13 protein-coding genes are annotated in these 13,269 nt (G+C 68.2%); 5 read left to right on the top strand and 8 right to left on the bottom strand.

What is annotated here, in order from left to right; genetic code table 11:
• Nucleotides 1–29: 29 nt before the first annotated feature.
• Nucleotides 30–920: a succinate--CoA ligase subunit alpha gene (gene sucD, locus OG555_RS19870; protein WP_328523920.1), complete on the bottom strand. Its 891-nt coding sequence runs from the start codon at nucleotides 918–920 to the stop codon at nucleotides 30–32.
• Between the two features lie 14 nt (nucleotides 921–934).
• Complete coding sequence (gene sucC, locus OG555_RS19865) at nucleotides 935–2,107, bottom strand: ADP-forming succinate--CoA ligase subunit beta (RefSeq protein ID WP_329484400.1); 1,173 nt, start codon at nucleotides 2,105–2,107, stop codon at nucleotides 935–937.
• 187 nt (nucleotides 2,108–2,294) lie between these two features.
• Between sucC and OG555_RS19860 the strand changes: the two genes are divergently transcribed.
• Complete coding sequence (locus OG555_RS19860; protein ID WP_329484399.1) at nucleotides 2,295–3,935, top strand: glycoside hydrolase family 13 protein; 1,641 nt, start codon at nucleotides 2,295–2,297, stop codon at nucleotides 3,933–3,935.
• 56 nt (nucleotides 3,936–3,991) lie between these two features.
• On the opposite strand, the gene OG555_RS19855 is transcribed toward OG555_RS19860, so the two are convergent.
• The 5 genes from OG555_RS19855 to OG555_RS19835 all read right to left on the bottom strand — a co-directional run bounded on the left by OG555_RS19855 (nucleotide 3,992) and on the right by OG555_RS19835 (nucleotide 8,250).
• The gene (locus OG555_RS19855) at nucleotides 3,992–4,159 is read right to left on the bottom strand and encodes a hypothetical protein (RefSeq protein WP_329484398.1); all 168 of its coding nucleotides are present in this window, start codon (nucleotides 4,157–4,159) and stop codon (nucleotides 3,992–3,994) included.
• Entirely contained in the window at nucleotides 4,156–4,902 is a 747-nt protein-coding gene (locus OG555_RS19850; RefSeq protein WP_442914533.1) for a carbohydrate ABC transporter permease, read from the bottom strand. The genes OG555_RS19855 and OG555_RS19850 overlap by 4 nt, the downstream gene beginning before the upstream one ends.
• 137 nt (nucleotides 4,903–5,039) lie before the next feature.
• Complete coding sequence (locus OG555_RS19845; protein WP_329484396.1) at nucleotides 5,040–6,104, bottom strand: carbohydrate ABC transporter permease; 1,065 nt, start codon at nucleotides 6,102–6,104, stop codon at nucleotides 5,040–5,042.
• Nucleotides 6,105–6,198: 94 nt separating this feature from the next.
• Nucleotides 6,199–7,515: an ABC transporter substrate-binding protein gene (locus OG555_RS19840; RefSeq protein ID WP_329484395.1), complete on the bottom strand. Its 1,317-nt coding sequence runs from the start codon at nucleotides 7,513–7,515 to the stop codon at nucleotides 6,199–6,201.
• Nucleotides 7,516–7,830: 315 nt separating this feature from the next.
• Nucleotides 7,831–8,250 (bottom strand): cobalamin B12-binding domain-containing protein, encoded by a 420-nt coding sequence (locus OG555_RS19835; RefSeq protein WP_329484394.1) that lies wholly within the window; start codon nucleotides 8,248–8,250, stop codon nucleotides 7,831–7,833.
• A gap of 136 nt (nucleotides 8,251–8,386) precedes the next feature.
• Between OG555_RS19835 and OG555_RS19830 the strand changes: the two genes are divergently transcribed.
• The 4 genes from OG555_RS19830 to OG555_RS19815 all read left to right on the top strand — a co-directional run bounded on the left by OG555_RS19830 (nucleotide 8,387) and on the right by OG555_RS19815 (nucleotide 12,222).
• Nucleotides 8,387–9,247 carry an esterase/lipase family protein gene (locus tag OG555_RS19830; RefSeq protein WP_329484393.1) on the top strand — a complete coding sequence of 287 codons (861 nt, stop codon included), beginning with the start codon at nucleotides 8,387–8,389 and terminating at the stop codon, nucleotides 9,245–9,247.
• A gap of 428 nt (nucleotides 9,248–9,675) precedes the next feature.
• Nucleotides 9,676–10,362: a M23 family metallopeptidase gene (locus OG555_RS19825; protein ID WP_329484392.1), complete on the top strand. Its 687-nt coding sequence runs from the start codon at nucleotides 9,676–9,678 to the stop codon at nucleotides 10,360–10,362.
• A gap of 49 nt (nucleotides 10,363–10,411) precedes the next feature.
• Nucleotides 10,412–10,930, top strand: coding sequence for a DUF6886 family protein (locus OG555_RS19820; RefSeq protein ID WP_329484391.1), 519 nt, complete (start codon nucleotides 10,412–10,414; stop codon nucleotides 10,928–10,930).
• The gene (locus OG555_RS19815; protein WP_329484390.1) at nucleotides 10,927–12,222 is read left to right on the top strand and encodes a lanthionine synthetase LanC family protein; all 1,296 of its coding nucleotides are present in this window, start codon (nucleotides 10,927–10,929) and stop codon (nucleotides 12,220–12,222) included. Before OG555_RS19820 ends, OG555_RS19815 begins: the two co-directional genes overlap by 4 nt.
• Here the strand turns inward: OG555_RS19815 and OG555_RS19810 are convergent.
• Nucleotides 12,212–13,192, bottom strand: coding sequence for an NAD(P)-dependent alcohol dehydrogenase (locus OG555_RS19810; protein ID WP_329484389.1), 981 nt, complete (start codon nucleotides 13,190–13,192; stop codon nucleotides 12,212–12,214). The two genes, OG555_RS19815 and OG555_RS19810, sit on opposite strands and share 11 nt — an antisense overlap.
• Nucleotides 13,193–13,269: the final 77 nt, after the last annotated feature.

Below are 13,269 nucleotides of genomic sequence, written 5' to 3'. Positions count from 1 at the left end.
CTGCGGGTCCCGTTCTCTGAACGCCTGGGTTACTTGGTCAGGCCCTGCATGATCTCGCGCATCAGATTGGCGGTCTCGCTCGGCGTCTTGCCGACCTTCACACCGACGGCCTCGAGCGCCTCCTGCTTCGCGGCCGCGGTGCCGGACGAACCGGACACGATCGCGCCCGCGTGACCCATCGTCTTGCCCTCCGGCGCGGTGAACCCGGCCACGTACCCGACGACCGGCTTGGTCACGTTCTCCTTGATGAACGCGGCCGCCCGCTCCTCGGCGTCACCACCGATCTCACCGATCATCACGATCGCGTCGGTGTCCGGGTCGTCCTGGAACGCCCGCAGCGCGTCGATGTGCGTCGTCCCGATGATCGGGTCACCACCGATGCCGATCGCGGTCGAGAACCCGAAGTCCTGCAACTCGTACATCATCTGGTAGGTCAGCGTGCCCGACTTCGACACCAGGCCGATCCGGCCCTGGCCGGCGATGCTGGCCGGGATGATGCCCGCGTTCGACTCGCCCGGCGTGATGATGCCGGGGCAGTTCGGCCCGATGATCCGGGTGGTGCCGGACGCCTGCGCGGCGGCGAAGAACGCGGCGGTGTCGTGCACCGGCACGCCCTCGGTGATCACCACGACCAGCGGTACGGCGGCCTCGATCGCCTCCAGCACCGCGTCCTTGGTGAACTTCGGCGGCACGAAGACGACCGACACGTTCGCGCCGGTCTCCTTGACGGCGTCCGCGACGGTGCCGAACACCGGCACCGGCTTGCCGTCGAAGTCCTGGCTCTGGCCCGCCTTGCGCGGGTTCACGCCGCCGACGATGTTGGTGCCGGAGGCAAGCATCCGGGTGGTGTGCTTGGTGCCCTCGGAGCCGGTCATGCCCTGGACGATGACCTTGCTGTCCTTGGTCAGGAAGATAGACATTGTTCGGCGATCCCTTACTTCGCAGCCAGCTCGGCGGCGCGCCTGGCGGCGCCGTCCATGGTGTCGACCCGCTCCAGACCGGCCAGGCCGGCCTCGTCGAGGATCCGGCGGCCCTCCTCGGCGTTGTTGCCGTCCAGCCGGACGACCAGCGGCTTGCTGACGTGCTCGTCGCGACTGGCGAGCAGCTCGAACGCCTGCACGATGCCGTTCGCGACCGCGTCGCAGGCGGTGATGCCGCCGAAGACGTTGACGAACACGCTCTCCACCTGCGGGTCGGAGATGATGATCTCCAGGCCGTTCGCCATCACCTCGGCGCTCGCACCGCCGCCGATGTCCAGGAAGTTCGCCGGCTTCACGCCGCCGACCTCCTCACCGGCGTACGCGACGACGTCGAGCGTGGACATGACCAGGCCGGCGCCGTTGCCGATGATCCCGACCGAGCCGTCGAGCTTGACGTAGTTCAGGCCCTTGGCCTTGGCCGCGGCCTCCAGCGGGTCGGCCGCCGCGATGTCCTCGAACTCGGCGTGGTCCGGGTGCCGGAAGTCCGCGTTCTCGTCCAGGGTGACCTTGCCGTCCAGCGCCTCGACGTTGCCGTCCTCGAGCTTGACCAGCGGGTTCACCTCGACCAGCGACGCGTCCTCGGCGAGGAAGACGTCGTACAGCTTGACGATCTCCGGTACGACGGCGTCGATCACGTCGGCCGGGTACTTCGCGGCCACGGCGATCTCGCGGGCCAACGCCTCGTCCACCCCGGTGGCCGGGTCGATCGAGATCTGCGCGACCGCGTCCGGGTTGGTGTGCGCGACCTCCTCGATCTCCATGCCGCCGGCGGCCGACGCGATGCAGAGGTAGTTGCGGTTCGCCCGGTCGACCAGGAAGGAGAAGTAGTACTCCTCCGCGATCGCCGCGGCCGGGACGATGTTCAGGATCTTGACGACGTGACCCTTGATATCCAGGCCGAGGATCTCGCGGGCCTTCTCCTCCGCCTCGTCCGGGCTGCTCGCCAGCTTGACGCCGCCGGCCTTGCCACGGCCGCCGGTCTTCACCTGGGCCTTCACGACCACCCGGCCACCGATCTTCTCGGCCGCCGCGCGGGCTTCCTCCGGAGTCGTCACGACCTCACCCACGGTCGTCCGCACTCCGTGCTTGGCGAAGACCGTCTTCGCCTGGTATTCCATCAAGTCCACGACTGTGGTCCCTCTCTCGCACCTGTTCGAGTAGGCCGCGGCAGGCGGGCTGTTCCCGGAAGAGGGCACGGTCGCCGGCGCGTTCCGTCGGCCTGAGACTAGCCACCCCGGCGGCCCCGGCAACAGGCGGGGTACACGCTGAGACGACTGTCACAGGTCCTCGTGCCCGCATGTCAGGCTAGTGCGCATGACCGATCCAGTAACCAGACCAGCTGACGAGTGGTGGCGTAGCGCCGTCGTCTACCAGGTGTACCCGCGTTCCTTCGCCGATGCCAGTGGTGACGGGACCGGCGACGTGAACGGGATCCGGGCCCGGCTGCCGTATCTGGCCGACCTCGGCGTCGACGCGATCTGGATCAGCCCCTGGTACCCGTCCCCGCTGCTCGACGGCGGGTACGACGTGTCCGACTACCGGGACATCAACCCCGAGTTCGGCACCCTGGCGGACGCGGACGCCCTGATCACCGAGGCACACGCGCTCGGGCTGCGGATCCTGATCGACCTGGTGCCGAACCACTGCTCCTGGGAGCACCCGTGGTTCAAGGCCGCGCTGGCGGCCGGCAAGGGTTCCGCGGAGCGCGACCTGTTCTGGTTCCGCGACGGCAAGGAGGGCGGGCTGCCGCCGACCAACTGGCCGGCCGCGTTCGGTGGCGGCGCCTGGCAGCAGATCGAGGACGGGCAGTGGTACCTGCACCTGTTCGACATCTCGCAGCCGGACTGGAACTGGGACAACCCGAAGGTGATCGAGGAGTTCGACTCGATCCTGCGGTTCTGGTTCGACCGCGGCGTCGACGGCTTCCGGATCGACGTGGCCGACTCGATGGCGAAGGACCGGGCGCTGCCCGACGTACCGCTGCACAACGGTCAGCCGACGCGGGAGAAGTACGTCGGCAACCCGTTCTACGACCAGCCGGGCGTGCACACCATCCACCAGCGGTGGCGGGCCATCGCCGACGAGTACGCCGATACTCCGCAGGGACCCCGGGTGTTCGTGGCCGAGGCGTGGTTGTCGCCGGCCGAGCGGCTGGCGCGGTACGTGCGGTCGCACGAACTGCATTCCGCCTTCAACTTCGACGTACTGCAGTGTGCCTGGGACGCGAAGGCGTTGCGCGAGGTAATCGACCACACCACGGACAACCTGTGGGCGGTCGGGGCACCGGCGACCTGGGTGCTGAGCAACCACGACACGATCCGGCACCGCACCCGGTACGGCCGGGACCAGCGGGACGCGTTGGAGGGTGCGGGCGTCGTACCGACCGATCTCGAGCTCGGCCGCCGCCGCGCCCGGGCCGCCGCGCTCCTCGAGCTCGCTCTTCCGGGCGGGGCCTACATCTACCAAGGCGACGAGCTCAGCCTGCCCGAGGTCGAGGACCTGCCCGAAGACGTCCTCGACGACCCCACCTGGGAACGCTCGGGCCACACGGTCCGCGGTCGCGATGGATGCCGCGTGCCCATCCCGTGGTCAGGCTCGGAGCCGCCGTTCGGCTTCGGCCCCGGCACCGGACAGCCCTGGCTCCCCCAGCCGTCCGACTGGTCCGCCCTGACCGCTGAGGCGCAGGCACCCGAGCCGGACAGCCACCTCAACCTCTACAAGTCGGCCCTCCGCATCCGTCGCGAGCACCCGGCCCTGGGTGAGGGCCGCCTCGCCTGGGACCAGGACGCCGCCCCCGGCGTCCTCTCCTTCACCCGCGACCCAGGCTTCCGCTGCGTGGTCAATCTCGGTGACACCCCCATCGAGCTCCGCGCCCACCAACGGATCCTGCTCAGCAGCGAGCCGGTCCCCGACGGGCAGCTGCCAACGGATGCCGCCGCCTGGCTGAAGCTCTGAAAACACTCTGAGAAACAAGGAAACGGCCGGAGGGACCCGGCCGTTTCTTGTAGCTGCTAGCGGAACCGAGCGCGATCCTGACGATCCCATCGGTCCCGGTCCTCCCGGTCGCGGCGGTCCCGCTCCTCGCGGTCCCGCCGATCCCGGTCTTCGCGATCCCGCCGATCCCGGTCCTCCCGGTCCCGGCGGTCCCGCTCCGCCGCCTGCCGGCGGAACCAGCTCACTTCACGCCACCTGCCGTGAGGCCGGCCACGATACGGCGCTGGAACAGCAGGACGGCGATCACCAGCGGAATCGTCACCACCACACCGGCGGCCATCTGGCTGCCGAACGGTTGGTCACGTCCCGACGCACCGGTGAACTGCGAGATCACCACGTTGGCGGTCTGGAACTCCTTCTTGTTCACCATGCTCAGCGCGATCAGGAACTCGTTCCAGGCCGCGATGAAGGTGATGATCGCGGTGGTGAACACACCCGGTGCGGCCAGCGGCAGGATCACCTTGCGGAACGCCTGGGCCGGCGTACAGCCGTCCACCATCGCGGCCTGCTCGAGCTCTCGCGGCATCTGCCGGAAGAACGCGGTCAGGAGCCACACCGCCAGTGGCAGCGCGAACGACAGGCTGGGCACGATCATCGCCTGGTAGGTGTTGATCCAGTTGATGTTGACGAACAGCTTCTTCAGCGGGATCACCAGCGAGATCCCCGGGAACATCGAGGTGATGATGATGATCCCCAGCACGAAGTTCTTGCCCCGGAACTCCAGCCGGGCCAGTGTGTAGGCCGCCACCATCCCGATGACCAGCGTCAGGACCGTCACCGTCCCGGCCACGATCAGGCTGTTCAGCAGACCACGCTGGAACCCGGTGCCGGGCTTGAACACGTCCGAGTAGTTGGTAAACGAAATGGGCGACGGGATGGCCGAGTTGTCGAACTGGTCGGTCGGCCGGCGCAGCGACGACACCACCATCCAGAAGAACGGCAGCAGGCAGTAGAGCACGATCACCGCGACACCGAGCAGCGGCAGCCAGCGCCGGTACCACGGCGCCTCGGCCGCCTTGACGTCGATCACCCTTGGGGCCTTGGCCTTCTCAGCAACAACAGTCATCATTCACCTCCTAAGCCGCCACCGGCGGTCAGTCCGGCCACCGGAGCGCCTGGGTCCGCCTGCCTGGCCCGGCCTCGCCCGTTCCTCGCGTTCTTCTTCGGCTTCCGCTGGATGTTGTCACCGAACACGTCGGCACCGAGCAGCTTCACGAACACGTACGCGACCACGGCGACGTAGATGAACAGCAACGTCGCGTACGCCGCCGCCGGCCCGTACCGGGTCTGGTTGGCTTCGAGGTATGCCAGGATCGACAGCGTCTCGACCGACTCCTTGTTCGGGCCGACCAGCACGAACGGCAGGTCGAAGATCCGCAGCGTGTCGAGGATGCGGAACAGCACTGCCACCAGCAGTGCCGGCTTCACCAGCGGCATGGTGATCCGGCTGAACGTCTGCCAGACGGAGGCGCCGTCCACCTTCGCCGCCTCGTACACGTCGGTCGGAATCGTCTGCAGGCCCGCGAGCACCAGCAGCCCGATGAACGGCGCGGTCTTCCAGGTGTCGGCGACGATGACTGACGCCACCGACTGCCAGCCCTCGGTGGACCACAGGATCTGGGTGCCGAGCACGTTGTTGGCGATACCGTCGGCCTGGAAGATCCACTTCCACAGGATCGCCGAGACGACGGTCGGGATCGCCCACGGGACGAGGATGCTGGCGCGCACGACGCCGCGGCCCCTGAACGCCTTGTGCATCACCAGGGCCATCGCGACACCCAGCACGGTCTCCAGGACCACACACGCGACGGTGAAGAACGTGGTGTTCCAGAAAGCGTTCCAGAATCGGGCGCCGGTCTCGCCGGAGAAGATCGCCGTGTAGTTGTCGAGACCCACGAATTTGGAGCCCTGGACGATGAAGCCCGACGCGTCGATCTGTTGACCGCTCGTGTACAGCGACTCGCGCAACGCCGCGATGATCGGCAGACCGACGACGAGGATCAGCACGATCATGGTCGGCGACAGCAGCAACGCGGCCAGCCGGCCGGTGCCCTCGTTGAACGAGCTCCGCTTGGGCTTCTTGGTGGTCTCCGGTGTCGGTCGCTCTGCGACCGGGACGGATGTACTCACCTCTGCCTCCTTCTCTCCGCCCACCTGCGGCGGGCAGCGACAGGCCGGGGCCGGCACGTAGCTGTGAAGCTGCGCGCCGGCCCCGCCGCTTCGGTCATTGCGTGATGAGCGAGCTCAACTTGGTCTGCAGCTGGGTCAACGCGTCCTTCGGCGTCGTCGTGCCGGTCAGAGCGCCGTACGCCGCCTCCTGGATCGCGGTGGTGACGTCGCCGTACTTGACCACCTTCGGCCGCGACTTCGCGCCCTCGATCGAGGCCTTCAGCGGAGCCAGGTACGGGAACTCCTTGTTCAGCGTGGGGTCGTCGTACAGCGAGGCCCAGGTCGGCGCCTGCGACGTCTTCTCGATGTTCGCCTTCTGCCGGTCCTCGCTGGACATGAACTTGATGAAGTCCGCCGCGGTCGCCTTGTTCTTGGCGAACTCCGAGATCGCGTAGTTGTGACCACCCAGGGTGGACACGCCCGGACCGGTCTGGCCCGGCAGCGGCGCGACCGCGAACTTGCCGGCGACCTTCGACGAGCCGTCGGTCTTGCCGGCCAGCGCGTACACGTACGGCCAGTTGCGGTGGAAGAGCAGGTTGCCCTCCTGGAACGCCCGGCGGCCTTCCTCTTCCTTGTAGGTGATGGCGGCCTTCGGGATGAAGCCCGTCTTGAAGCCCTCGGTCAGCGCGGTCAGACCGGCCAGCGCCTGCGGGGTGTCCACGTTCGGCTTGCCGTCGTCACCGACGACGACCCCACCGGCACCGTTGACGGCCTCGGAGAAGTTGACGGTCAGGCCTTCGTACTTCTCGAACTGGCCCGAGTAGCAGCCGATGTTCTTAGCCTCCGGCAGTGCCTTCACCTTGGCACAGGCGGAGACCATCTCTTCCCAGGTCTTCGGCGGCTTCAGACCGACCTTGTCCAGCAGGTCCTTGCGGTAGTACAGCAGACCGCCGTCGGACGTGACCGGAATGCCGTACAGCTTGTCGCGGTACTTGGCGGTGTCGACCGTTGACGGCAGCAACTTCCCCAGGTCCGGGAACTGGCTCGGCTGCAACTCGGTGACCCAGCGGTTGGCCGCGAACTCGGCGGTCCAGACCACATCCATGTTCAGCACGCTGAACGCGTCGGACTTGTTCTGCGCGTTCGAGATCATCTGCGCGCGCTGCTGGTCCGCGGACTCAGGCAGCTCCGACACAGTGACCTTCTCGTCCGGGTGCTGCGAGTTCCACGCAGCGACCTGGTTCGTCAGGTTTCCGGACGTGTCCTTACCGGTGGCAAACGTGATCGGGCCGCGACCCTCAAGCGCTCCCCCGGTCGAGGTACCTCCGCTGCTCTGATCGTTCCCGCCACCACACGCGGATGCGAGCAGCACCAGGCCGCCGGCGACGGCCAATGCGACCGCCTTGCGTGTGTGTGATCGTTCAAACCTCATCGTTACCTGCCCTCTCCCGATTGGGACATCGCTTGGTCCTGCGTCAGCGGGTCACAGTCCCCCACCGCGCTGCGATCCCGCATGTCCGGACAGTAACCGACAACGGGGGTGATGTGTCCTGAGCCACACCCCTGCCGCTGGACAGCCTCTGAAACGGACAGCCGCATGGCTGTATGCGACCGCGATTCGACAGTCCGCACAACCGGGTGGTTCTTAACGATTCGGTATTACCGGGCAGTAACCTACCTGAACGGACAGTACTCGTTCAGATCGACTCCAGGCAGTCGCCATCACGCTCCGGAGCGAATCCGCGCCTCAGGAAGTGGAGGCCGATGCGTCGCCGACGTTGCCGCGGACCCACTCGACGATCTCGGTGGTCGTGGCGCCCGGGGTGAAGATCTTGTGCACGCCGAGCTCGGCCAGCGGCACCAGGTCGGCATCCGGGATGATGCCGCCGCCGAACACCACGATGTCCTCGGCCTCGCGCTCGACCAGCAGCTCGCGGACCCGCTTGAACAGGGTCATGTGCGCACCGGACAGCACCGACAGCCCGATCGCGTCGGCGTCCTCGGCGATCGCGGTCTCGACGATCTGCTCCGGGGTCTGGTGCAGGCCGGTGTAGATGACCTCCATGCCGGCGTCTCGCAGCGCCCGGGCGACCACCTTCGCGCCGCGGTCGTGGCCGTCCAGGCCAGGCTTGGCGACGACGACGCGCAGAGGACTCGTAGCAGGCATGTTGGCAGGCTAACCGGTCCGTACCTCACGGATAAGACACGGAGGTGTGTGTTCCCCGCCACGCGCGAAGGGATCCGGTTACCTTGGAAGAGATCGGACCGTTCGGGGGGTCTGGTTTTGGTGTGAGGAGTCGCCCATGACTACCTGGCAGGACGACGTCCGCGGCGCGCTCGACGGACTCGCGTACGGCGCCCGCTCCGCCCTCTCGCCGCGCGTGCTGCACGGCGCGGCCGTGGAGATCGGCTGGCTCACCACCCACCTGGCGATGTATCCGCTCGGTCTGGTCGGCGGCTCCGGCGCCCCGGCCCAGCGACTCACCCTGGCCGGCCTGACTCCGGCCCAGCGCAGCCTGCTGGTCAGCGACGTCCGCGCCGCCGGTACGCCGATCCTGCTGGCGCACGGGATCATCGACAACCACACGATCTTCGCGCTGATGCGCCGGCAGCTCCACCGGCGCGGTTTCAGCAGCATCCACACGTTCTCGTACTCACCCCTGACGCTGGACGTACGCCGTACCGCCGAGCGGATGGGTCAGGAGATCGAGGCGATCTGTGCGGCCTCCGGGTCGGACAAGATCCACGTCATCGGGCACAGCCTCGGCGGACTGATCGCGCGGTACTACGCCCAGCGGCTCGGCGGTGACGAGCGAGTGCACACCTGCGTCACGCTCGGGACGCCGCACCAGGGCACGATGGCGGCCCGGCTGCTGCCGTGGCCGCTGGTCAAGCAGGTGCGGCCGGACAGCGACCTGATGGCCGAACTGGCCGAGCCGGCGCCGGACTGCCGGACCAGGTTCGTCGCGTTCTACAGCGACGTCGACCAGTTGATCGTGCCGCAGCGGCGGGCCCGGATCCGGCACCCGGATCTGGTCGCGAGTAACGTGCGGGTCCGCGGCGTGGGCCACCTGTCCCTGCCGTTCCACGGCGAGGTCGTGCACCAGATCACCGCGGCGCTGGCCCACCTGGACGAGGCCGAGGCACCTGACCGAACCGCCTGAGACCAACCTGCCTGACCGGGCAGCTAACCAGACGCCCAGAGCCGATGCACGTGCAGGCGCTCATGCAAAAGTTTCGTGAAGGTGGCGAGGAAAAGTGGGTGGCGGGGTTTGTGGCCTCGTGACTGATCCGTTATCGTGCGTGAGTCCCCAGCGGGAATAAACCCCCGCCGAGGACGGACGAAGCCCCTCCCCTGTGACCGAAAGGCCACGTTGTGTCCCAGCACGGTGTCGCGGGAGACCGCGTCACGCCCGGCAACGCTGCGCGCAAACCCGGCGCAGGACGTCATAGTGCCAAGCATCGCGTCGCCAGGCGTAACACTCCGAGTAGTACCCAGATCGTCGGTCTGACCGCAGCGCTTGCTGCAGCGGCGGGAGCTGTCGGTTTCAGCCACAGCTCGCTCGCCTCGCCGACCCAGGCGAACTCGGCGGTGAACCTTGCCGCATCGAGCTTGGACAACGGGCAACTGTCCGGCATCACCACCGCGCGGATCCAGGCCCGTCAGCTCGCCACCCGGGACTCCTCCCGGGTCCAGCTGGCCGGCAACGACACGAACAAGAAGCAGGCCGCGGCCGCCCAGCTGGCGAAGGCCCGGGCCGCCAAGCTCACCGCCACCCAGGCCCTCACCACCAAGCGCGCGACCGCGCTGGCCGCCGCGAAGGCGAAGGCCGACGCCGACGCGAAGAAGGCCCGCGAGTCGGCCACCCGCTGCGAGATCATGGTCACCGGCTACCACATCACCGCCACCTTCGGTCAGGGCGGCACCCGCTGGGCGCACAACCACACCGGCCTGGACTTCGCCGCGCCGATGGGCACGCCGATCCACAGCGTGATGAAGGGCGTGGTGATCTTCGCCGACTGGGCCGGGCCGTACGGCCGCCAGGTCCAGGTCCGGCACGAGGACGGCACCGTCACCTGGTACAACCACATGTCGAAGTTCAGCGTGTCGGTCGGCGAGACCGTGTACGCCGGTGACCAGGTCGGCGCGATCGGGATGACCGGCAACACCACCGGCCCGCACCTGCACTTCGAGGTCCACCCGGACGGCGGCGAGGCGATCGACCCCACACCGTGGCTCCGCAACCACTGCGGGCTGGACCCCTACACCGCGGGCTGACCCGGTAAACCTCAGCACCACCACGTCGTACCTGACTAAGCTGCAGCGCATGCGTCCGGCACCTGGCGAGGTCCTGCATTTCTCCGAAGACCCGACCATCGAGGTCTTCCGGCCGTACGTCGCGAAGACGGCCGGACAAGTCACTCCCTACGTGTGGGCCGTCGGCCACGACCGGGCCCCCGACTACTGGTTCCCGCGGCAGTGCCCCCGCGCGATGGCGTGGGTGGGCCTCTCGACCACTCCCGAGGACCGCGACCGCATCATCGGCGCTGGCTCCGGCACTCGTGTGCACGCGGTCGAATTCGGCTGGTTGGACGCGATGCGATCCGTCGACCTGTACGCCTACCGCCTCCCCGCGGACGACTTCGAGGAACATGACGCCGCGGTCGTCGCGACCACCGAGGTCCGGCCAGTCGGCCCACCCGAACGCGTCGGCGATCTGTTCGAACTGCACGACGAGGCCGGTATCCAGCTGCGCCTGCTGAACCGGCTGCACGACTTCTGGGCTGAGACCGTCGCCAGCACCCTCGAGTGGAGCGGCATCCGGCTCCGCAACGCCCGGCCATGACGTCGTACGCCGGACTCGCCGAAGTCGCGTGGACCTGGGTGCTCGACCAGGTGCAGTGGGACGACGACGGCCCGTGGATCCCGGAGGCGGCCGGTGGCGAGAAGCCGGACGAGTACCGCGACGGCATGCACAGCGGCATCGGCGGGCTCGCCCACACCCTCGCGGAGATCAGACTCACCCGCCCGTGGACCCCCGACGAACAACACCTGGCCGACGCCATCGCCGACCGCATCCGCACCACCATCCCGGGCGAAACGAGCATCACCTACTTCGACGGTCTGATCAGCGCGAGCGGCGTACTGACCGCGCTGAACGAGCCCGGCTCGGCCGCAGCCGTGGAGCGGGCCGCCGAGATCGCCACTCCCGACGGCTGGCCGGAGAGCTTCCTCCAGAAGGACGCGTACCTCCCGGATGCCGTCGCGAACGACGCGACGCTCGGCACCGCGGCCGCATTGCTCGGCGCTCTCTGGGCGCACCGCCACGGCGAGGACGCACAGCCGCTGGCCGATCGGGCCGCCGACCTCCTGCTGGGTGAGCAGGAGGAGTTGCCGACCGGTCTCAACTGGCAGTTCGTGTCTCGTCGGTTCCTGCAGGAGCAACCCCTGCAGATGCCGAACTTCTCGCACGGGTTGGCGGGGATTGCGGCTGCTCTGGCGGTGGCTGGTGTGGAGTTCGAGCGGCCGGAGTTGGTGGACGCGGGGCGGCGCGGGGCCGAGCACCTCGTCACGCTGGGGATCCTTGACGACAAGGGGTTCCGGGTGCCGCGGGTGATTCCGTGGTCGGAGCGGCACGGCGACGAGTTCACCTACAACTGGTGCCATGGCGGCGCTGGTACGGCGTTGCTGTTCAGCGCACTCGAGTACGCCGGAGTCGACCAAGTGGCTGGTGATTCGCCGCTGACCTGGCGCCGGCGCTGCCTGGACGGCGTCCGGAACTCCGGGATCCCCGAACGCCTCTACCCCGGCTTCTGGGACAACGACGGACGCTGCTGCGGTACGGCGGGAGTCGGCGATGCGTTCCTGGACGCGTGGCATCGCGACGGCGATCCACAGGACCTGGAGTTCGCCGTACGGCTCGCGGATGCCGTGGTGGAGCGGGCGATCCACGACGGCCCGTCGGCGTACTGGCGTTTCATCGAGCACCGCAATGACGAGCCGCTGTTGCCGCCGGGCGTCGGGTGGATGCAGGGCGCGGCCGGTATCGCGGCGTTCCTGTTCCGGATCGAGCGGGTGCTCGACGGCAGCCACGAGGCGGTCGAGCGGATGGACAACTGGTGGGCGCTCAGACGGTGAGGACCACCTTGGCCCGGGCGTGCTCGGCTTCCAGATAGCGGAGCGCGTCGGCCGCGGCTGACAGTGGGTAGGTCCGGTCGATGGCCGGCACGAGCTTCCCGGACTCGGCCAGTTCGGACAGCGCCATGAGGTTGGCCTTGTTGATCGTCGGCTTCAAGAGGACCACGCGCTGGCTGACGAACGGGGCCGAGACCATTCCTTTGACCATCAGGCCGACCGGGCCGAACAGGCTGCCGCCGGTGAACACGCCACCGCCGGACAGCACGAGGGTGCCGTTCCGGACCAGAATCCGCCGGAGGGCGGTCAGGGACCGATTGCCGACGAGATCGAGCACCACGTCGTACCGGCGGCCGGTGCGGCTGAAGTCGGCGGTGGTGTAGTCGATGACGTCGTCGGCACCGATCGACCGGATGAGCTCCACGTTCCTGGTGCTGCATACGCCGGTCACCTCGGCACCCAGTGCCTTGGCGATCTGGACCGCAAAGGTGCCGACGCCGCCCGAGGCACCGTTGATCAGGATCTGCTGCCCTGGCTGGAGCTTGGCGACGTCACGCAGGCCGACCAGCGCGGTGGTCGCGGCCAGCGGGATCGCCGCCGCCTGCTCGTAGCTGAGGTTGGCCGGCTTCGCCGCGACCGCATCCTCCGGTACGGCGAGGTACTCGGCGAAGGCGCCGATGGCATCGCCGTAGACCTCGTCGCCGACGCGGACGCCGGTCACCGACGGGCCGACCGCCTCGACCCGGCCGGCGAAGTCGGTCCCCCGGATGCGGACGTTCGGCCGGCGCAGGCCCAGGTCGGCTGACGGGCGGGCGACGTACGGGTCGCCCCGCAGGACATGCCAGTCGCGGGCGTTGAGCGCCGCGGCGTGAACCCGGACCAGTACCTCCCGGTCGCCCGGTACCGGCTGGTCGACGTCGGTGAACTCTAGGACGTCGGGTGATCCGTACTGGTCCTGAACGATGGCCTTCATGTCCGCCCCTTACGTTGTAAGTCTTACGGCGAGGCTGACTTACGGCGTAAGAATCGTCAAGGGCTCAAGGGATGGGA

The sequence above is a fragment of the Kribbella sp. NBC_01484 genome, assembly GCF_036227145.1.
Taxonomy (GTDB): domain Bacteria; phylum Actinomycetota; class Actinomycetes; order Propionibacteriales; family Kribbellaceae; genus Kribbella.
This window is presented reverse-complemented; position numbering and strand designations above follow the sequence as displayed.

Bases quoted from the DNA above. Each gene is read 5' to 3' on its own strand.
- OG555_RS19810 (WP_329484389.1), bottom strand. From the start codon at position 13,192: ATGAAGGCCATCGTTCAGGACCAGTACGGATCACCCGACGTCCTAGAG.
- sucD (WP_328523920.1), bottom strand. From the start codon at position 920: ATGTCTATCTTCCTGACCAAGGACAGCAAGGTCATCGTCCAGGGCATG.
- OG555_RS19835 (WP_329484394.1), bottom strand. From the start codon at position 8,250: ATGCCTGCTACGAGTCCTCTGCGCGTCGTCGTCGCCAAGCCTGGCCTG.
- OG555_RS19860 (WP_329484399.1), top strand. From the start codon at position 2,295: ATGACCGATCCAGTAACCAGACCAGCTGACGAGTGGTGGCGTAGCGCC.
- OG555_RS19815 (WP_329484390.1), top strand. From the start codon at position 10,927: ATGACGTCGTACGCCGGACTCGCCGAAGTCGCGTGGACCTGGGTGCTC.
- OG555_RS19850 (WP_442914533.1), bottom strand. From the start codon at position 4,902: ATGGTGGTGTCGTCGCTGCGCCGGCCGACCGACCAGTTCGACAACTCG.
- OG555_RS19840 (WP_329484395.1), bottom strand. From the start codon at position 7,515: ATGAGGTTTGAACGATCACACACACGCAAGGCGGTCGCATTGGCCGTC.
- OG555_RS19820 (WP_329484391.1), top strand. From the start codon at position 10,412: ATGCGTCCGGCACCTGGCGAGGTCCTGCATTTCTCCGAAGACCCGACC.
- OG555_RS19830 (WP_329484393.1), top strand. From the start codon at position 8,387: ATGACTACCTGGCAGGACGACGTCCGCGGCGCGCTCGACGGACTCGCG.